14 protein-coding genes and 1 riboswitch are annotated in these 21,205 nt (G+C 45.4%); of the genes, 7 read left to right on the top strand and 7 right to left on the bottom strand.

The window, feature by feature from the left end:
* Window positions 1-92: 92 nt before the first annotated feature.
* Window positions 93-1,241: a hypothetical protein gene (locus CWD77_RS06975; RefSeq protein ID WP_101072746.1), complete on the top strand. Its 1,149-nt coding sequence runs from the start codon at window positions 93-95 to the stop codon at window positions 1,239-1,241.
* 196 nt (window positions 1,242-1,437) lie between these two features.
* Here the strand turns inward: CWD77_RS06975 and CWD77_RS06970 are convergent, their stop codons facing one another.
* On the bottom strand, window positions 1,438-2,718 hold the full coding sequence (locus CWD77_RS06970) for a DUF4236 domain-containing protein (RefSeq protein WP_101072744.1): 1,281 nt from the start codon (window positions 2,716-2,718) through the stop codon (window positions 1,438-1,440).
* 183 nt (window positions 2,719-2,901) lie between these two features.
* Between CWD77_RS06970 and CWD77_RS06965 the strand changes: the two genes are divergently transcribed.
* Window positions 2,902-4,017: an NAD(P)/FAD-dependent oxidoreductase gene (locus CWD77_RS06965; protein WP_101072742.1), complete on the top strand. Its 1,116-nt coding sequence runs from the start codon at window positions 2,902-2,904 to the stop codon at window positions 4,015-4,017.
* Window positions 4,018-4,035: 18 nt separating this feature from the next.
* Here CWD77_RS06965 and CWD77_RS06960 read toward each other — a convergent pair whose 3' ends face one another.
* From CWD77_RS06960 to CWD77_RS06940, 5 genes are all read right to left on the bottom strand, one after another.
* Window positions 4,036-6,030: a TonB-dependent receptor plug domain-containing protein gene (locus CWD77_RS06960; protein WP_101072740.1), complete on the bottom strand. Its 1,995-nt coding sequence runs from the start codon at window positions 6,028-6,030 to the stop codon at window positions 4,036-4,038.
* A 124-nt stretch (window positions 6,031-6,154) separates the two neighbouring features.
* Window positions 6,155-8,068, bottom strand: coding sequence for a histidine kinase dimerization/phosphoacceptor domain -containing protein (locus tag CWD77_RS06955; protein ID WP_101072738.1), 1,914 nt, complete (start codon window positions 8,066-8,068; stop codon window positions 6,155-6,157).
* 112 nt (window positions 8,069-8,180) lie between these two features.
* The gene (locus CWD77_RS06950; protein ID WP_101072736.1) at window positions 8,181-8,360 is read right to left on the bottom strand and encodes a hypothetical protein; all 180 of its coding nucleotides are present in this window, start codon (window positions 8,358-8,360) and stop codon (window positions 8,181-8,183) included.
* 202 nt (window positions 8,361-8,562) lie between these two features.
* Window positions 8,563-11,121 (bottom strand): ABC transporter permease, encoded by a 2,559-nt coding sequence (locus tag CWD77_RS06945; protein WP_101072733.1) that lies wholly within the window; start codon window positions 11,119-11,121, stop codon window positions 8,563-8,565.
* On the bottom strand, window positions 11,118-11,873 hold the full coding sequence (locus CWD77_RS06940; RefSeq protein WP_101072730.1) for an ABC transporter ATP-binding protein: 756 nt from the start codon (window positions 11,871-11,873) through the stop codon (window positions 11,118-11,120). Before CWD77_RS06940 ends, CWD77_RS06945 begins: the two co-directional genes overlap by 4 nt.
* A gap of 320 nt (window positions 11,874-12,193) precedes the next feature.
* Between CWD77_RS06940 and CWD77_RS06935 the strand changes: the two genes are divergently transcribed.
* The 3 genes from CWD77_RS06935 (at window position 12,194) to CWD77_RS06925 (ending at window position 14,480) form a co-directional block, all read left to right on the top strand.
* Complete coding sequence (locus CWD77_RS06935) at window positions 12,194-12,826, top strand: arylesterase (RefSeq protein WP_101072972.1); 633 nt, start codon at window positions 12,194-12,196, stop codon at window positions 12,824-12,826.
* Between the two features lie 238 nt (window positions 12,827-13,064).
* Entirely contained in the window at window positions 13,065-13,673 is a 609-nt protein-coding gene (gene msrA / locus CWD77_RS06930; protein WP_101072727.1) for a peptide-methionine (S)-S-oxide reductase MsrA, read from the top strand.
* 264 nt (window positions 13,674-13,937) lie between these two features.
* A complete protein-coding gene (locus CWD77_RS06925; protein ID WP_101072725.1) occupies window positions 13,938-14,480 on the top strand; it encodes a DUF2911 domain-containing protein in 543 nt (180 codons plus the stop codon).
* A gap of 628 nt (window positions 14,481-15,108) precedes the next feature.
* On the opposite strand, the gene CWD77_RS06920 is transcribed toward CWD77_RS06925, so the two are convergent.
* Entirely contained in the window at window positions 15,109-17,637 is a 2,529-nt protein-coding gene (locus CWD77_RS06920) for a TonB-dependent receptor (protein WP_240596692.1), read from the bottom strand.
* Between the two features lie 24 nt (window positions 17,638-17,661).
* Window positions 17,662-17,765: riboswitch (TPP riboswitch) on the bottom strand.
* A gap of 476 nt (window positions 17,766-18,241) precedes the next feature.
* On the opposite strand from CWD77_RS06920, the gene CWD77_RS06915 reads away from it, so the two are divergent.
* Together CWD77_RS06915 and CWD77_RS06910 are read left to right on the top strand one after the other, a co-directional pair.
* Window positions 18,242-19,480 (top strand): M28 family peptidase, encoded by a 1,239-nt coding sequence (locus tag CWD77_RS06915; protein ID WP_101072719.1) that lies wholly within the window; start codon window positions 18,242-18,244, stop codon window positions 19,478-19,480.
* Between the two features lie 11 nt (window positions 19,481-19,491).
* A complete protein-coding gene (locus tag CWD77_RS06910; RefSeq protein WP_240596689.1) occupies window positions 19,492-20,454 on the top strand; it encodes a tetratricopeptide repeat protein in 963 nt (320 codons plus the stop codon).
* Window positions 20,455-21,205: the final 751 nt, after the last annotated feature.

Genomic DNA, 21,205 nt, shown 5'->3' with positions numbered 1-21,205 from the left:
ATGGATGCCAAAATACTGATTTTGAACAAAGCCCAACGCCCTGTACTTTCATCAGGTTATTACACTGCTAATGTAAGAATAGATTTACACTGATGGCATACCGTTTTAAAAAGATTGAATCAAAAAAGGAGATCGACCTTTTTCATCAATTTCCATTTTCCATCTATAAGGGATACCCAAACTGGATTCCTCCGCTCCGGTTTGAAGTGGAAAATGTATTCAACCCGGAAAAAAACTCTTTTTTTGATGGCGGTAAATGTGAGCGTTTCCTGATCTATAACGGTGAAGAAGTGGTAGCGCGGTTTGCCCTGATGAATCATCCCGTAAAAGATGCGGCACTTACTCCTAAAATGGGCGGACTGGGTTTTGTGGAGATGATTGAAGATCAGTCGGTTGCAGAAGCGATGATTGATTTTGCGCGAGAATGGCATAAAGAGCATGGGTATAGTGCATTTCGCGGACCCGTGAATTTTGGCCAGAACATGAACTATTGGGGGCTACTGGTCGAAAATTTTGATGAACCTCCAATCTATGGGATGTTTTATCATCCGCCTTACTATCAAACGCTATTGGAAAATACCGGCGCAGAAAAGCTGGATAATCATTGGAGCTATAAACGCGATTTTTCGGAGCCTTTGCCGGAACGCATGGTTCGGATTACAGATCGTATTGAGAGCCGGTCAGATGTAACCACACGCCCGATTGACATGAAAAATCTGGAGGAGGATGCAGAGTCAATTCGGACAATTTATAACCAGGCTTGGCGGCATCAGGACATTTCGGAGAGGGAAGATGAGTTCACTGAACTGACCCGGGAAGCTACGCAGAAGATGGTTCAGGATTTAAAAAAAATCATGATTCCCGAAAGTATTCAAATAGCGTTTGTGAATGGGGAACCGGCTTCCTTTGCGGTCTCTATTCCCGATTTAAATGAAATTTCAGCAGAAACAGGCGGAAAAATAAACTGGTGGCATATCCCGAAACTGATGCTCTTTAAGCGAAGGGTAAAACATCTTAGAACGATGGTCTTCGGTACTCTGCCCAAATACCGCAAACTCGGTTTAGAGGCGCTGGTGTTTATCCGGGGTATACAGATGACATACGAAGCAGCTCCAACACTTGAGTACTTGGAAGGCGGATGGGTCAGTGAAAAAAACTGGCTAATGCAGAGAAGCCTCGAGGCACTCGGCTGTGTCCATCACAAAACCCACCGTACGTATAGATGGGATATTGAGGATTAAACGACCTGTCAGCACCCACCGGATCTGACAGCGTCTGAATTTCTCGCAGAGTTACTCTGATTTTTGATCGCGGGGATAAATCCCGCGCTCGTATGTTAAACCCATGAATGGGTTTAGTGTTATTGATGATTTTTTAAAATCTTTTTTGAGACGCTGCCAGGTCCTTACGGACGCTTGCAGGTCGACTAATTATATACTACTTCACTTCACTCTCAATAATCTTCTCCAGTCTGGCTGAGATCAACATGGGAAGTTTGGAGGAGAGGTAGATCGGATTTTTTCTGTCTGCGATCGTTACTTCTATCGTATTGGCCTCGAGGTCTGCAATGACATTCTGAATCTTGTTTAGCCGATATTCCCTGGAGCCGCTTCCGTAGATGATCAATCTCCTGTCAGTTATCACCAATTTGCCTTCCATCTGAATTTCGTAGCCGAGCTTCCTGTATTTTACGCGTTTGTGTTGGAAGCGTTCCTGTACACGCTCCTCAAGCAATCTGACATCGTCAAAAACAGCAAAACAGTGTTCACCTCTGACCAGCGGAACAGAGCTCTCTACTTCTTCAATTGGTTTCTCCACCTCTTTCCTGACGGACGAAGCTAAATCCAGATACTGCAGTTCTTCAAAGATGAATTTTTCGGATAGGTCTAATTTTTTGATGAGATCCCGGATTTCATTCTCCTCTTTTTCGGAAAGCAGGTGATCTTCCAGCACGGCCTCCATTCTTCGGGTCAGGATAGCCTGTTTGGTGTTCAGAATAAATTCATCGTTTACGGGAAGCTGTTTTTCGAGTTTATTGTAGGAGAAAATATATTCATCCTCCTGCTTTTCCATGGCTATTTGGATAATCACGGAAAAGAGGTCCGGCATAAACCGCTCGTTATATCGTTTAGGGGCTTTTTCTTCGAAGCGATGCATCGGCGATAAATCAATTGTTTTGGGATTTTCCTCAAACGCTTTTGCAATCGATTCTACCATCTGGTGCCCTTTTTTACGCCATCTGTAGTCGTTAAAAACGCTCCATAAAATAATCAAAAAACCTGCAGCCGAAATTGACCAGACCACCGGGTCGGGTATGATGACAGAGATTCCTGCCAAGAGAAAAATTGCAATCCAGATAAATGGATTTTTATGACGTGGCAACGGTTCAATCAGCTCCGGCCAGGGGTGCGGTTCGATCAGATCGTAGGGCGAAGAGAAGCTTGCTCCCGTATCGACAAAGAGATCAGTGGGGCCATGAGGATTTAATTCTATCGGCCGCCCATTTGGTTTTACCTGATCAAGCGAACGCTTTGATTTTCTTTTTTTACCGATCCGCTCGCGGTAATAAAGTCCGTGTCTTCCACCATAGACATAGGCTCCATTTCGGTTCAAACCCAATCTGGCACCGGTTATTCCGCCGGAAACTCCAACGCCACCCTTTGATAAATTGATTCGAACCGGACCGGCTTTAAATGCTTTTCTTATAAAAAATCCCATGGCGCCAAATCTCTGAAAGTTTTAACCGGAATACAACCGTATGAGTCTAATTTTTTTGGTTATCAGCAGTAGAAATGGTTGTCCCTGAACCAATGTAAAATTACCCGATTTTTAATGAATTGTTTCCCGTTTGTCTCTGAACGGTCTGGCCCGTAAGTTTCGAGAAACAAAAGAAATTTACGTATGTCTGATTTTTACGCAGCAATTTTTGGAGCCGGAATCTCCGGTTTATCCATGGCTAATCAACTTCAACAGCGAGGAAAGAGCGTTCTGTTGATCGATCCGTTTCGGGCCGATCCTGAGGCTCCCGGTCCGCCCGCCGCGATGGTGAATCCATCCGCGGGACGAAAAGGAAACCTGGTTTGGGAGAGCGAAAAGTGTTTGAACGCATTCCGGTCCAATATTGATAAACTTGCTGAGGCATCGGGCAGGGATGATCTGTTTAACGCCACCGGTGTGCTGCGTCCGGCTATTACCGAAGAGTTGGCAGAGAATTTCAAACAGTCACTTGAAGAACAACCCTGGCCGGAAGGCTGGGTGGATTGGCTTGAGCCGGATGAGATTGAGGAGATCAACCCCGGAATTGCTGAGAATTATGGCGGGTACTTCATCAAGCCGGGGCTCACGGTATTTGTAGATAACTACCTGAATACGTTCCGAAATGTTCTGACGGATAACGGCCTAACGTTTACCGGTTTAAAAACGGAGTATGAATTTATGGAATCAGACTTTGTTCTGACCGATGAAGAGGGAAAAACCTCAACCGCCGAGCACGTGATTGTATGTGCAGGCGCCGATACACCCGGATTTGATGACTGGGCTGAACTGGGTATTCAACGGGTAAAAGGTCAGGTGGCTATTTTTAAGACCGAGCATGATCTGCCGTGGGTGCATGGGCTTTCTGCTTTGGGATATATTTTGCGAAGAAAGCCAAATGAACTGATCGTCGGTTCAACCTACGAGCACCATTTTGAGGATGTGGATATCACTGAGGAGGCATATAACCGGCTGTTTGGGAAACTGGAGAAAATCCTGCCGGAGATCAGCAAGAATGTGAAAAAGACCGGACAGCTCGCGGGCGTTCGGGCTACGGCACCGAATCATTTGCCTGTGCTTGGACGGCACAGAAACAACCCACAACTGCTGGTCTATTCAGCTATGGGATCGAAAGGGTTGATCTACTCCGAGTACATGGCATCTATTCTGGCGGATCATCTGACAGCCGGATCAGACATACCGAAAGAACTGGACACGGAACGCATTTATCACCGCCTTCGAAAGAAGGGGAAGATTGAGTAGTACGTTTTGAACTACCTATTACCTTATCCGCACTTTCAATCCACCCATCATCCATCGGCCGGGCATTGGCGGACCGAGAATTTCCTGGTACTGAGTATTAGTCAAATTCAGAGCCTGAACATACGCTGAAACCGGTATTTTGGAAGGTGAGTATTGCAGCTTCAAATTGGTAACAAAATAGTCTCCGGGCACTTCGCCACTAATTAGATCAGCCGTTTCTCCGGAACGGACCCGGTATGATGATTCTGAAGTTACGCGGAATCTTCCGGCTTCCGCATCCACCGTAAATGAGAGCTGGTGCTTTGGATGATTTGCGATGTACTTGGAGACTTCATCTTCATTTCCGCTTGTTCGGATGTAGGTATAGCCGGCTTCTGTTCGCAGGGAGTATGTTGAATTCAATCGATATCGCTGCGATGCCAGTAGTTCAAATCCGGCAGCACTGCTGGATGCAATATTCATGGTGTAGAAGTAATCTTCATCCGGCTGCAGATTATCCGCGTTGTTGATGTTGGATGAATTTGTAAGTGAATAGTCAATCAGATTTGAGGAAGTTCTGTAAAAAAGAGTGGGAGAGATCAATGTTTGATGCGTGGGCCTCCAGTCCATCCCAAGGTCATAGGTCCATGAGCGTTCCGGTTTCAAATCGGGATTCCCGATGTTACGCAGCGGGGCAAGATTTTCAATTTCAGAAGAGATGAACCGTTCAGTAAAATCACCAATCCGTATGGCGCGTCCCATTGAACTTCTGATTGTTATTTTGTCTCTGTTATACGCCATGCTGAGTTGAGGAAGCAGTTCAGGATCATTCTGTGTATCAAACTGAAGACGCGTGCTGGCCGTTATGCTGAGTCCATTTTCCCAGCCCAACGATCCAATCGCATATATTCCGCCCATTCGATCATCATGATCTCCCCGGTCTGTACTCTCAATCTGTTTATTGAGCAGTTGAGTTCCGATCATTATCCGGGAATCCGAAATCGAGGAACGGCCGAAATTCCCCAGATCAATTTGATGAGAAAGGTTGAGAAAAATTTGATCCGTTGTGTGTTCATTTACCGGTGATCCGATACGGGAGTTAAAATCAAAAATGTCGTTTACATTGCGGTAGGAGACATTCATTTCCGATCTGTGCTGTCCGCTATCACGTGTAATGGCAGCCAGGGCCCACCTACTCGAGATTTGTTCAACCGACTCATCAAACTCACTTCGGGTATAAAAATATCGTGCACTGAAATCGCGTTCATCCAGTCCGCCGCGAATGTATGCAGACCAGTTGTTATTCATTCGATAAGATAGTGAGGTGCTGATGTTCGCCAGCTCAAAATAGTTGTCGTATTGAGCTTGATCCGACACACCGGCATCAAATCCGGGGTTTTGAAGCTGTTCGCCATCAGAGTAGACTCCGCGCAAAGATGTACTCATTCTCCATCGGTTGTTCTGGAGTTCAAAAGAGAGGTCGCCGATTCGAAGATTATTTTCGCCGTAGGCCAGATCTGCATCCGCATAGGAGAGAAGCTCTCCGTTTCGGGAAACTTCCCGCTGCATATACATTTTGGTTTTGATGTGAACCACGCCACCCACTGCGTCTGCACCGAATGACGCACTGGAAGGTCCCCGAATGATCTCAATCTGTCCAATTTCCCCCAGCGACACCGGAATATTTGCATTGAAATGGGCCGTTAGAGGATCGTTCAGCGGTACATTATCAAGCATAAAAAGAACTTGTGAAAACGTGCTGCCACGCATGCCAACATCCGCCTGAACCCCAAATCCCTGCCTTGCATTGATGTTGATACCGGGAATGGAGCGCATGAGCTCATCAACCGAGGTTACCGGCATAGCTTCGATTTCCCTCTGCGTAATGACGGATACACTTTTGCCACTTTCAGAGATGGATGTCGTAATTCGAGATGACGTGACAGAGATAGAGTCGAGTTCGGCTGTCAGCTGTGCCAAAATCAGTTGAGGGAACAGAACGGTCAGAGAAAAAACGAGTATAATTTTTTTCATGTAAACACACTTACATTAAAATATCATCCCTCATTGCTCGGGATGATGAGTTCGAGATCAGGTTTTATTTCGTGCGCAAATATAAAGTGCGGAGGTAACTTCGCAAAATGGAATCAATGAATATCTATCCGGAGAAGTTTCCGGCTGATGAACCTTTATTATCGGATTTATCAAAAGAGATCAGAAGCTGACCGGCACTTTTGGAGTTATTGATCATGTATGATCCCTTAAACTGCGTGAGCAGAGTTTTGAAAAGATTTACAGAATTGCTCTCATTTTCGGTCAGTTTACTAAAAAAAGATTCTCCTTCAGCCTGAATACGTAACTCTACAGATTGGCCTTTATCGCTCAGGCTGAAGATGATTTGGTTTTCATATTCACTGAAGCAGAGGTAGATAAGCTGATTGACAGCCAGGGCAAAAGGAATGGCCTGATTTATGTTCAGGCAAACATCATCCGCTTCAATAACTATATTTGGATTGTTAGAGTAGTGATTGGATTTTAACGTGGTCTTGATCAGATCTTCTATCAGCTTATCGAATGGTACATAGGTAAATGTTGCAGTTTGATAGAGATTCTCATGAACAAGCGCCATGGAGCGAATTCTGGATATAATTGAATTCATAATCTCAGAGGCTTGAAGATTGTCGGTGTTAAATTCTTCGAGCTGAAGCATGCCAATGATGATCGATAAATTATTTTTCACCCTGTGATGAATCTCTGCAAGCATCACCTCTTTCTCTTTCAGCGACTCAAGGATTTTCTCTTCGGCTTGTTTCGATTCGGTGATATCCTGAAGAATTCCGATAACTTTTACAGCTTCGCCATGTTCATTGCGCTCAATTTCACCTCTTTGCGTAACATAAATTAGCTGACCGTCTTTTCTTACAACGCGATGCTCAAAATGCTCAATAGAGCCACCACCTATTATTCGCTGGATGGTATTCTCTAAAATATGACGATCCTCCTCAGGTATCATCTGCATGAAAGTTTTAATAGAGGGAGAATAGTTATCAGGATCGGTTCCCATCAGATGATGAATTTCACCCGACCAAATCAACTCGCCGGTTTGCGGGTACCAGGCCCAGTTGCCCACTTTGGCAATTCTCTGTGCATTTTTTAAAATCTTAAGGGTGTCCCGGTGTTTTTCTTCAATCTGTTTTCTTTTCTCGATCTGCCGGGCTGTTGCGTACCAAAGTTCATCCACTTTGGTGATTTGAACGTTAAACCAGGTTTTGTCGCTGTTTTTGGATTGGAGCCTGCACTCGAATTCAAATTTTTCGAGATCACTACCAGCCCAATGATTTAACTCTTCAAGAAAAACCTGGCCCGGCTTCAAAACGGATAGGGGTTGATCTTGCAGTTCGTGCGGATGATATCCAAGCAGCTTGATAACATCCCGGTTGATCTCTCTGATTTTAAAAAGTTTTGGGTCGATGAGAAACATCAGATCTGCACTATTCTTTAAAAAGGTGGCCGTTTGATTGAGCTGCTGATTACTTTCTTCAAGCTGAATATTGGTCTTCCTTAATTTTAAGCGAACTTCAATCTCTTTCGCTAAAATTTTGAGTGAATCGAGCTGATGTTCATTTAGCTCTTTTGGTTCCACATCAATGACGCAGATCGTGCCAATGTTGTGCCTGTTCTCACTTTTTATAGCTATTCCGGCATAGAATCGAACGTTGGGATCATTCTCAACAAACAAATTCCCTTTAAAACGCTCATCTTCAAGCATGTCGGGGACAATCATATCTTCATCATGACGGATCGTATGATCACAAAAGGAGTGCTCCCGGGGTATTCTGTCCATTTCTGCGCCTATACACGACTTCGACCACTGACTATCCTCGTCTATAAAATTGATCTGCGCAACGGCAGTACCGCAAATTTTGGCTGCCAGTGTAGCCAATGCATCAAAATCATCATCCCGTTCAGTATCGAGGATATGATAGCTATAGAGCTCCTCAAGCCGTTTTTCTTCAGCTCTGTTGGATAGGTTATTTTTTAAAGAGTGATTTTCTTCTGAGCGGGTAGACATAGCTAATATTTGAGACACCACAATGGATTATTGAATGATGAAGATAGGCTACTTTAGTAATGTTTCAATATAGATTTTATTAAGAGAAAGCCGTTTTCAGTTGAGGGCGCTGTCAGAAACGGTTACCGGTATCGCGATTTTGTCTCCGCTTTAGAATCCAGTGGATGATGGGAGGGGCAATAAAAAGGGCAAGAACAAATTGGCCTGTGTAGATATAAATAAGCAGTGCGGCCAGGATACAGACGAGAACAATAATGAATGAAATGAGCCAGACTTTTTGATTGATTGTCATTTGGTTAATTCACCTAAAATTAAGCGTGAGATTAGAAAATAGAATTTGATTGGAAATAACACTTACTTCTTCTCGCAGATATTCTGCGTAAATCAGTGGTTAACTCAGCGCAAATCTGCGAGATATAAGTGACAACATCAAGTGTAATGAAATTTGTATCTGATCCTTAAATATGACTCATATCAAATACTCTATTGTTATTTCACGTCGCTTCGCCTTCAAGTCTGAGTACTTCAATCGGGGAGTGCTTAAAGATGTGGCGGCTGCCGCTCCACCCAATGGCAACTGCCGAGAGTACAACAAGTACGGTGATTGTGAGCATGCTTAACAGGTCGGGCCTGAAAGCCAGATCAAAATAGAACCAAGCCAATGCCCAGCTGGCAACCAGTGCAAGAAGCAGACCGGTGAGTCCGGCCAGCAACCCAAGCAGTGCGTACTCGATGGTTTGGATACCGGAGATCTGTTTTTTGTTGGCGCCTAAGGTACGCAACAGTACAGACTCGCGTGTTCTCTGTCGGCGGCTGATCGCAATGGATCCACCCAGTACAATAAATCCGGTTAAAATGCTGAAGAGCGCCATAAACTGTACGGCCATAGCAATTTTGTTCAGAAACTCCTGAACACTTTGCAGAGCTATCCCGATATCAATTGCAGAAATATTGGGATGCTGCTGCACTACAGCTTGCTGAATGGCGTTGGTCTGATCATCTCCGCTCGTTTGAATAACGGTTGCAAAAAACTGAGGTGCGGCTTCCAGAACTCCGGAAGGAAACAGAACAAAAAAGTTGGGTTCGGGCCGGGTGAAATCAACATCGCGGATACTGGCAATACGTGTTTCAACCGGAACACCCTGCACATTAAATGTGAGAGAGTCACCAACCGACACGTTGAGGTCATCTTCAATATTTGTTGCGATCGAAATAGGAACAACGGAGTTTATTCCATCCGCTTCTCCAATCCATTCCCCATCTGTCAAAGTTTCTGATTCGCGAAGTTCACTTCTGTACGTAACCCTGTACTCCCGGCCAAGAGCCCATCCGCGCACATTGATGGTTGAATCTTCTCTGACTTCGGAAGGAGTTAAACCGTTCCATTTTGCAAGCCTCATTGAAATAATCGGGACGTTTTGCAGAACTCGTCCTTCATTTTCTTCAATAATATTCAGAATATCATCATTCTGATCGGTTTGAATATCGTAGAGAACCAGATTTGGCATGTCATCAGAAAACTGCAGATCGATGCGCTGTAAAATGGCATCCTGAGACAGATAGAGTGTACCTATTAAGAGCATGCCCATACCGAGGGTTGTCATCAGCATGGAGGTTTGGTTATTTGGCCGAAACAGGTTGGCCGCTCCCTGTCTCCAAACATAGGTGAACGACTTTAAACGGAGTCCCTTTACACCGGCCATAAGCAGAGATGCCGTTGCCCGTAGCAAAATGACGAAACCGATCAAACTAAGGGTGAAAACTCCGGCAACCGTAATGCTTTCAGTTAGAAATCCGATAATTAATATCAGAATTGCCAGCGTAAACGCTATGGTCACTGTTTTTACTCTGATAGAAAGTGCCTGAATGGGTGAGAAATCCGTTTTTCGGAGTGTCATCATGGGCGAAACCGTACTGATACCCGCCAGCGGCAGCAGTGAAAAGACAACGCTGATTAAAATTCCGGTAAAAAGACCCAACCCAATAGCCTGCATTGAAATAGCCTGAACAATTTCAAATGGAAGCAGATCGGTAAAAAGAGTGGGGAGATAGAACTGTAAAACCAGTCCAATGAGTGTACCGGCAGCGGCACCGATAAACCCTAAGATGGATATCTGAATCGCCACAGCAGCTAAGATCTGTTCGGCTCGCATTCCCATACATCGCAGTGTTGCCACCATCGATGTTTTGCGTTTGAGATATACGTGCACAGCGCTGGAAACTCCCAGGCCACCCAGAAGAAGTGCTACAAAAGCAATGAGTCCTAAAAATTTACTCAGGTTGGATACAATTTCATCAAAGTCCTCCTTGCGGGTTTCAACGGTGTCATATCGTACACGATGTTCATCCCGGAACTCCCGCAGTCCCTCAACGGCAGAGGTAATCACTTCAGGGTCATCAAGCTGTAAGTAACTCTTGTATGTGACCCGGCTGCCGCGGTCGAGCAGGGAGGAGCCTTCGAGCAGGTTTTTTGAGAGATAAACTCGCGGACCAATCAGTGAAAAAGCGGCGGCTTCTCCGGGTACAGAGATAAGTTCACCCGCTATTGGCAGTCGAATGTTTCCGACCTGAATGCTGTCACCGGGCTGCAGGTTGAACTGCTTCATGGCAGATTGCTCCACAAGAACACTGCTCTCACTTTGATAGCGCTGTGCGGCATCGGCCGGAATTGTTTCAAATTCACCGTACATGGGGTAAGGGCCGTCAATGGCACGAATTTGAGAAAGCCGGCTCAATCCATCAGGTCCATAAATTACCATGGAGCTGAACTCAATTCCCTCAGCTTGACTGCCACCGATTGAGTCGATATATGATTGAATTTCGTCCGGGTAGGGTTGATTCATCCGAACTTCGAGGTCAGCTCCCAGAAGTTCACGTGACTGATCCTCGACCGTGAGAAGAACGTCATTTCGGAATGAAAGGATTGCGACCAAAGCAGCTACACCGGCAATGACTGCTGAGGTATAAAGAAAGAGGCTTTTCCATTGTGGACGCGCATCGCGCCATGCCAGCTTCCAGCTGAATGGATTAAGTAGTTCTCGAATTAGTTTCATCCGGCCGGTTTGATTTCTGCGTTTACGGTTTCCTCGGATGCAAACTCAGGTTCTGATTCGCCGGGCTGTGTATCCCTGAAAATTTCGCCGCTCTTTAATTCAATGATCCGGTCACATTTTTCCGCCAACTCACGATCGTGTGTTACAATAATCAGAGTAGTGCCGGACTCCCTGTTCAGGTCAAATAGTAGATCTTCTATCTGTTCGCCGGTTTCACTGTCGAGATTTCCGGTGGGTTCATCAGCAAACAGAATATCCGGTTTGTGGATAAACGCACGTGCAAGACCCACCCGCTGCTGTTCCCCGCCCGAAAGCTGATTTGGATAGTGATGAAGACGCTCCTTCAAACCAACCTGTGCCAGCAGCTCTTTCGCTTTCTGTTCCACTTCGCGATAGGGTACACCGCGCAGTTCAACGGGTACCATTACATTTTCAAGAGCCGTAAGGGTAGAGATCAGTTGAAAAGACTGAAATACAAAACCAATCTGTTCGTTCCGTACACTGTTCAGTTCATCCTCTTTCATGTTTGAAATAGGCTGGCCGTTTAAGACAACGCGCCCGGATGTTGGACGGTCGAGTCCGGCACAGAGTCCTAAAAGTGTGGTTTTACCACTGCCGGATGGGCCGACAATTGCACAGGTTGTTCCCTTTTCCACATTAAAGGAAATGGTATCGAGTACGGTTAATTTATGATCTCCGCTGACAAAAGTTTTCGTTACTTTTTGAACGGAAAGGATGGAACTGTGATTCATTGATATTAAGTTAGTTGTGAAAAAGATATTCGAGGAAATATTGTCTTTCTGAATGACACCTCGTCATCCTGAACGAAGTGAAGGATCTCCCAGTTTGGAATTAATTAAATGCAGATTCTTCGTTGCACTCAGAATGACGTGTTGTCATCCTGAGCAAAGTGAAGGATCTACTAATTTGGAATTAATCCAAAGCAGATTCTTCGTTGCACTCAGAATGACGCTTGTCATCCTGAACGAAGTGAAGGATCTCCACTTAAGAAACAAACACACAAACACGTTGTATGACGGAAAACATTCCGAATAAAGTATCTTATTTAGTTATGAATTGTAAACGAAACGTTTTATTAAAGGTTGTATTGGTAGTGATGAGCTTTTTTCTTTCAACAGCCTTATTTGCGCAGGAGAAACAGATACTGATATTTGGTGACAGTATCACGGCGGGATACGGGATTGAAGAGGAGGATGCCTTCCCCGCAATTCTTCAGCAGAAACTGGATTCATTGGGATTGAACCATACCGTTGTGAATGCCGGATTAAGCGGTGAGACATCAGCCGGTGGCTTGCGTCGGATTGACTGGGTACTGCAGCAACCTGTGGATGTATTTGTTCTTGAACTGGGCGGCAATGACGGTTTGAGGGGTATTGATCCGGAGAACACCAAACAGAATCTGCAGGGTATCATCAATAAAGTGGAAGAGAAATATCCCGAAGTGGAAATCATTCTGACCGGTATGGAAGCTCCGCCAAATATGGGAGAGCATTATACCACAAGATTCCGGGAGGTTTTTACAGAACTGTCTGAAGAGAATGATGTGATATTTATGCCTTTTATTCTGGAAGATGTAGGAGGAGATCCTGAACTGAATCAGGCCGACGGGATTCATCCTACAGAAGAAGGGCACAAGATCGTTGCTGAAAATTTGTGGGAATATCTTGAAGGTGTGTTGAAATAGAGGGTGAATTTCAAGCTCCAAGATCCAAATTTCAAGCACCAGGCTCCAAGTACCAAATCCTAAGCTCCAAATTTTAAGTTTTAATTTTTAAAGCCCGGGTATTTTGGGTTAATACTATAATTGATCTTACTGTTTAAATATAATCTTCAGCGTTCTCTGCGTCATCGCGGTAAACAGGGCACGAATTCCAAAAGTGTGATGTTTAGCAAACAGAAGGAAACAAACCGGAAATTTATTTATGAAACTGTTACTAATTTTAATTTCGATCTTATTTACTATGACTGATCAGGCAGATGCGCAAAATGAGAACTATGAAACAGCTGTATTAGGTGCAGGCTGTTTTTGGTGTGTAGAGGCGATTTACCAACGGGTAAACGGCGTTGTGGCAGTGGAATCAGGTTATGCCGGCGGCCATGTTGAAAATCCAACATACAATCAGGTTGTGAGTGGAAATACCGGTCATGCCGAAGTGGCTAAAGTTACATTTGATCCAAATGAAATCAGCTTTGATGAATTGTTGGAGGTTTTCTGGCATACGCACGACCCTACAACCCTGAACAGGCAGGGAGCTGATGTAGGGACTCAGTATCGATCGGCGATATTTTTTAATTCACTTGAGCAGAAAAAGATTGCTGAAGAGTCTTTGAAGCGAACGGATGAGTCAGACTTGTGGGACAGCAAGATTGTCACGGAAATCACACCGTTAAGTAATTACAGTACCGCTGAGGATTATCATCAGAACTATTTCAATAACAATCCCAACGCGGGTTACTGTTCTGTTGTGATTGCACCGAAATTGGCGAAGTTCAAAAAGGATTTTCCGCACCTGCTTCAGGAGTCACTGTAATTGGTTGAAGACCTGTAAGCGTTCGGAGAACCTGACAGCGTCTAATTTCTCGCAGATTTGCGCAGATGAATGCGCTGAGTTTCGCAGAATAAAACTTTGTGCATCTTTGGGCCTTAGAGATTTCGTGGCAGATTAAAACTTGATGCCCACTACGACAGCGTCTTTAAATATTTCTAGCGATTTGAACGATTTTAAAAAATCGCATCAATTTTATCTGTATAGTTTACATCAACTTATTTCAACTTAAATTAAATCACTTAATCCATGAATATTCAATCTACCATTATTGCTGCAGTTTTAGGATTCAGCCTGATCTTCGCTTCCTCCGCTAATGCACAGGAACGCGGAAATGACAGTCCGCGGGTAAGCCCGAATGCCTCCGTTTCGCAAACCATTGGCACGACGGTGGTTACTGTAACGTACGGTCGACCGGGTGTTAGGGACCGGGAGATTTTCGGAGATCTGGTTCCTTATGATGAAGTATGGAGAACGGGTGCAAATGAATCCACTGTAATAACGTTTTCAGACAATGTGCTTGTTGAGGGTAGAGAATTAAATGCCGGAACCTATTCACTCTACACATTGCCGGGTTTAGAGGAGTGGAACGTCATTTTTAACAGCAATCTCTCGTGGGGTACAGAGTACGATCCAACGATGGATGTTCTCCGTGTTTCTGTGGATCCGCAGGAAGGGGAATTTATGGAGCAGATGATGATCTATTTTGATGAGGTTACGGAAGAATCCGGCCATATGATCATTCACTGGGAAGAGACAAAAATCCCGGTACAAATAGAAGAAGCGAATTAAATTAAGACCTGTCACTCTTTGCAGGTTCAGATAAATCTCCCCTTGAGGGGAGTACGGTGAAACCGGGAGGGGTGTTTCTGACTTGATATCTCTACACGTCTGCGTTTCAAACGGTGGTTCTCGCTGATTATCGCAGATGGATACGCAGATTTTCGCTGAGGGATGTTTGTTATTAGATGTGCAACGCTTTAAATCAACTCCGGAGGAGTATCCTGTTTATAGTATTAAATGAGTTATTGAGTTATATGGTATTAGCTCCATAGGAGCTTCCTGCTACACAGGGCGAAATTATTAGCACAAAATAGAAAGAACACTCCTATGGAGTGATTTCATTTTTCACTCATCTTTCTAAAAACAGGCTATTCCTACGGAATAATTTACTGAGGGAATTCTATATGAGAACATCTATCGATTGAACAATGGTTCTCGCCCCGAGCATTCGGGGCAGATGAATTCGCGGATTTTCGCAGAGTAAGCTTAGTGATGTGAACCATTCATGACGCTGCCAGGTCCTGCCGGACGCTTGCAGGTCAGTACCTACCGGTTGTGACAGCGTCTAATTCATGGCCGGCAGATGGGAAGACCTGACAAATGTTTTAAATTTGTCAGGTCTTTTTATATCTGTTAACTAAAACCCAACCTTCATGTTGAACATCACATGACGCTCAGCCTGAGGGTAGTAGTAGTTGAAGTGACGCTGCTCGCCACCCGAAATCCAGCCAAATGTATAACCATTGGCTACATACTTCTCATTCAGGATGTTATTGACAGTTAATGAAGCGGTCAGACTTCGAACAAATGGCAATGCATCCCAGTGATAGCGAACAACCAGATCATTCACCCAGTAGGGATCAATCGACCGGTTTTCGTTCTGGGTATTATCCAGATACTGGCGAGATACAAATTTTGAGATCCACTCTGTTCTGAATCCGCCGGACTGATATGAAAGAATAGAGTTCGCGATGGTTGAGGGAGACAAGGCAATATCCACATCCTCAAACAGAAAGCGTTCCTGAGTTCCCTGATCAAAATCATCCAGGAAATATTCATACTCATTCACTTTATTTTGGCTGAATGTCAGATTACCGTTCCACTGAAATTGATTTGTGATCCGGGCTCCAAGCTGAAGTTCAACTCCCGTCCGGTAGCTATCCGGTACATTTTCGCGAACCGTGTTTCCAACATCGTTCATTTCCCCGGTTGTAATCAGCTGATCTTTGTAGAGCATGTAGTAGAGATTTACTCCCAGACTGTACCGGCCAAAATCGCCATGGTAACCCAGTTCATAATCGAAGAGACGCTCCGGATCGGGCCGGCTCTCTTCGGTCGACTCGACATAGTCGCGTCGTGTAGGCTCTTTCCCACCAACGCTGAGTGAGGCAAATGCTCGTTGTCCATCCGCAAAACGGTAGACAAATCCCGCTTTCGGGTTAAAGAAATTGATGCGGTCTCGCTGAGTTACATCGTTTACCTCCCCGGTGTTTCCATCAATCCGAAGACCAAGAAAACGGTAGGTTACCGCACGGTACTGCAGGTCCAGATAGGTGTTAAAGGATGAGCTGAAGTAGTAATTCAGTTTTCCGTAAATGTTGAAATCTGTTTTAAAACCGTTGTTGTTGTAGTAACGATCGCCGGGCTGACTCTCTCCGGCAAACTCTGCCCAGATCACTTCACCAAAGTGATCGCCGTCGTACTCGTTATAAGCTCCGCCAATGGTCAGATTCCACTCATCCTCTAACCGATATTCATTGGAAGCTATCACCCCATAGAAATCATTGTCCAACCAGCGACGGCGAACCAGATCGCTCTGCTCAATGGTTTCACCTCCAATCTCAATCGGATCAATATTGTAGGTGGCCAATCCATCATCCTCACGGAATTGCTCAAAATATCCTCTTCCGTAGGTATAGTGAAGGGAAGTGTTGGTGGTCCAGTTATCCGTTAATTTGTACGAGTAGTGCAGTTGATAGTGATCTTGCTGATAGTTGTCTACCTGATCTTCGTAGGTATACTCGTTGAATTGGCGATTTCCAAGACTGTTTCTCCAGCGATCTGCTTCTTCTTGTCCAAGCCAGAGATCCGTGATATAATTTTCGAGCTGATTCGGGTTGTTTTCCAGAATAGGCTCCGGTACACCGTTCCACGCCTGGTAGGTTCGCTCCTGGCCCGAGAATACATCCGCCTTCAGCAGGCTGCGGTCTCCGTGACGAGCTGCGGACAGATAAAAGGAGCGAAGGTCAGATTCTGCCCGGTCGATGTAGCCGTCAGAATCAATTTTTGAAAGTCGCCCCTCGACTTGCCAGCCGTTATCCATCAGGCCGGATCCAAGCTGGACGGTTGCTTTTTGTGTTCCGTAAGCGCCGACTCCCAGATCAACCTCACCGTAGGAATCGGGCCGCATAAGGGCTGACTGCAGATTCATGGTTGCTCCGAAGGCAGAAGCTCCGTGTGTGGAGGTTCCCACACCCCTCTGAATCTGTATGTTCTGCGTTGAAGAAGCAAAATCGGGCATATTGACCCAGAACACGCCATGAGATTCGGAGTCATTCATCGGTATACCGTTAACGGTTACGTTAATTCGTGCCTGATCCACGCCGCGTATTCGCATGTTGGTGTATCCGATTCCTGCTCCGGCATCGGAGGCCGATACAACAGACGGTGACGTTGAAACCAGCATGGGAATGTCTTGGCCGGTATTTCGTATTTCGATCGCATCCCGTGAGATATTACTGTACGCCACCGGTGTGGAATCATCTACACGCAAGGCATTTACAAACACTTCTCCGGCAGTAACCGGCTGGGATGTGAGTTCAATCTCGAGATAGGAGTCCGTTTCAGTAAAGGATACGGTTTGTGTTTGATATCCTATAAAGCTGATTCTCAGTTCATAGCCGGACTCTCGAAGTCTTAGGCTGAATTCACCGTCGGCGTCAGTGGATGTACCGTTTTCGGTTCCCACTTCAAGAATGGATGCTCCCGCGAGTGGTTCACCGGTGTCGCCGTCTGTAACTCGGCCCTCGATGGTTTGAGACAGGGATTGAAGGGAAGTCCCGAAGAGAATCGGGATGATTAAGGAAAATAGTTTCAGGTAAAAAGACATGATGCCTCCATCAATTTTAAATGCGATTGAAGGAGGGGGACAGTGCGCGGCAATCATCAGCTGAATTTGTTTGTGATGGCCTGCACTGCAGATCGGTTTCCCTACGCCGGTATAACCCGGTTCAGGTTCACAGGGTATGATCTCAGTCCCGATTCGTTACTCTCGGGACACCCCCAACCTTAATGGTTAAGTATGTGGATCACATGATACGGGTGTTTAGATTCATACTCAACATGGAACGCGGATTTAACGGATCTTTGGATTTCGCAGCTTGAAGACCTGTCAGCACCTACCGGATCTGACAGCGTCTGGTTCTCGCCCCGAGCATTCGGGGCAGATGAATTCGCTGAGTCACGCAGAGTGTGACAAAAGTCACATAAAGTTTATTCAGCGAAAATCTGCGTTCTTATCTGCGTAAATTCGCGAGATACACTAATTGGTTTTATTGCATCGATGCTGTCATGTTGTTACACCCCTCCCCGATAAATCGGGCACTCCCCTCAAGGGGAGACGAATACGATGCTGACAGATCCCTTTAACCTCAAAATCATAACTCTGCGAGAACCCGGTTCTTTTTTATATTGTTGTCATCGACGCTGTCAGAGCCCGACTGCTGTCGGGATGCTGACAGGTCTTAGGATCACTCAATGAAATAACTACGATGAAAAACTTTTCCCTGATACTACTCACAATTAGCCTAGCCCTTATCTCCTGCAGCTCGTCATCAAATGAGTACACTGCCGAAGAACAGATCAGGGAGGATGTGGAGTGGTTTTCTTCCGATGAGATGGATGGACGTCTGTCCGGAACTGAGCAGGAAGCTATCGCCGCTAACTATATTGCAGATCGATTTTTGCAGCTTGGTTTAACACCCGCGGGAGATCAGGATACCTATTTCCAGCAGTTTACTTTAAACGGCCCCATGACACAGCCGATGGGCGTTGAAAATCATCTGTCCCGAAATGTGGTGGCGATCTCAGAGGGTAGCACTCAGCCTTCACAATTCATCGTTTTGGGTGCGCACTATGACGGACAGGGGCATGGAAGTATTATCTCCATGAATTTTGATCAACCCGATTCCACCCACTACTCAGCCGATGACAATGCTTCCGGCGTTGCGGGATTACTTCACCTTGCAGAAAAATTTTCAGAAAATCCTACGGAGAAATCCGTGATGTTCATTGCCTTTTCGGGAGAGGAACTCGGATTACTGGGATCGAGGTATTTTGCAGAGAGCCTGGATGTGCCCTCGGATTCAATCCTCGCGATGATTAATTTTGATATGATCGGCCGGCTGAATGAAGAGAGTGAATTGACCATTTTTGGTACTGAAACCTCCCCAAAATGGGATGAGATATTTTCAGAAATTGAATCAAATAATTTAAATATTATCCCGAGCGGTTCGGGGACAGGGGCCAGCGATCACGTTTCATTTCATGATATCGGTATTCCGGTATTGCACTTTTTTACGGGAACACACGATGATTATCATACTCCGGGCGACACTCCCGATAAAATTAATGAACAGGGCATTTTAACCATATCAGAGCATGCGGAGTTACTTATCAGAAAGTTGGATGAGCTTGAGGCGACTGCGATGGAATTCTCGGAAACAGCGCCACAACAGCAGTCTGTAATGAGCGGAGATAGTGTAACCATGGGCGTAATTCCTGACTACAACTTTTCGGGTAACGGGTTCCGGCTGGATGGCGTACGGATGGGCGGACCCGCAGATCGAGCCGGTATGCAAACCGGAGATATTGTGGTGCAGATGGGCGAGATACCGGTGAGTGATATTTATGCCTACATGGAAGCTCTCGGAGAGTTTTCGACCGGTGAAGAAATTGTTGTTAAAGTTCGCAGATCAGGAGAAATTGTAGAATTATCACTTACCTTCTAAATAAACGCATTATGAGAAATTTTGTAATAACAGTTTTAGTTTTTGTCGCTACAATCAGTGCAGTTTCCTGTGGAGAAAACCGAGTGGATCTACCGCCGATGCCGTCCGGAGTTCAGTCAATATCCCTGATGGGAGACACTCTCTACACCCCGGAGGTGTCGCCGGAACTGTTTGACGATCAAAACGAAAAGTTTCTTGAAGCACTGGCGGACTACCGGGTTGATCCTGAGGATGCCGAGAATATCATCTGGCTGGGAAGAAGGGCGGCATATTTGGGAGAGTATCGCGAGGCGATTCAGATCTTTACGGAGGGCACATATAAAGTACCGGAAGATCCGCGGATGTTTCGTCACAGGGGCCATCGCTACATTACTCTGAGATATTTTGACCGGGCAGTTCGCGATTTTGAACGTGCAGAGGAGCTGATGCGCAATATGCCGGATGTGATCGAACCGGATGGACTACCCAATGAACTGAACCAGCCGGTGAGCACTCTGAAATCCAATGTGTGGTATCATAAGGGGCTGGCCCACTATTTAAACGGCGACTATCAGCAGGCGATCAATACTTATGAAAAATCCCTCAACGAACTGGATTTAACAGATGACATGCAGGTTGCTACGCTCTACTGGTACTATTCGGCCTTAAAGCGGGGCGGCCAGGACGAACAAGCGGGACATGCCATAGAGAATGTTACTGCTGACATGGATCTGATTGAAAATGATGTATATCTGAATCTGATTATGGTTTTTAAAGGTCTTTTTGATCCAGAAAGGATGATGGAAGTATCGGATGATAGCCTTCAAAATGCTACGCTCTGGTACGGTATCGGGAACTGGCACTACATGAACGGAAGAGAGGAGCGAGCCATCGATATCTGGAACCAAATCCTCAGCACTGATGAATGGGCGGCGTTTGGGTATATTGCGGCGGAGGCAGAAATGGCAAGAGATTCTTCGACAAGCTCAGAATGACTAAGTATTCAAGACCTATCAGCACCTACCGGATCTTACAGCGTCTGATCGCCGGGATAAATTCCGCGCTCGTATGTTGAACCCATATGGGTTCTTTGGTAAATAGACCTGCCAGCGTTCAAAGAATCTGACAGCGTCTAATATTCTCACAGAGTGATGTCTATTATTGCTTCCGTAACACGTTAAAGTTCAGTTTCAACTCCAGAGGAGTATTCTGTTTATAGCATTTAATACGCAAAAAAGTATAAGCTCCATAGGAGCTTTCTGTTACGGTGAACGAGATGATAAACTCCGAACGAAAAGAACACTCCCATGGAGTAATAAACTTCTTTCATCCGTCTACCTATAAACAGAATATTCCTACGGAATGTGGTGAATTTATAAGAGTTTGCCACGAAGGCACATTGACACGAAGCAACACGAAGAGATAAATTATTAAATGCCCCGACATGGGGCATTATATACGAGCCTGCCTGCGCTGAAGCTTTGGAAGACAGGCCGGTCATTCATGGCCAGGCCTACCTTATTCTCGCAGGGATAAATCCCGCGCTCGCATGTTAAACTCATGAATGGCTTCTATGGTAAATAGACCTGTCAGCACCAACCGGATCTGACAGCGTCTGATTTTTTCACAGAGCTACGCAGATTGATGCAGAGAATACTTGTGCTCCTGATGGTCTCGGTGGCGGTTTAATGCAAGCAGTCCGTGAAGACAAAATGTTACAACGTTTCACGAAGGTTGTGAATAATT

Origin of the sequence: Rhodohalobacter barkolensis (assembly GCF_002834295.1) — a bacterium.
Classification (GTDB): Bacteria; Bacteroidota; Rhodothermia; order Balneolales; family Balneolaceae; genus Rhodohalobacter; species Rhodohalobacter barkolensis.
Note: the sequence above shows the minus strand (reverse complement) of the source record. Positions and strands in the feature narration are given on the sequence as shown.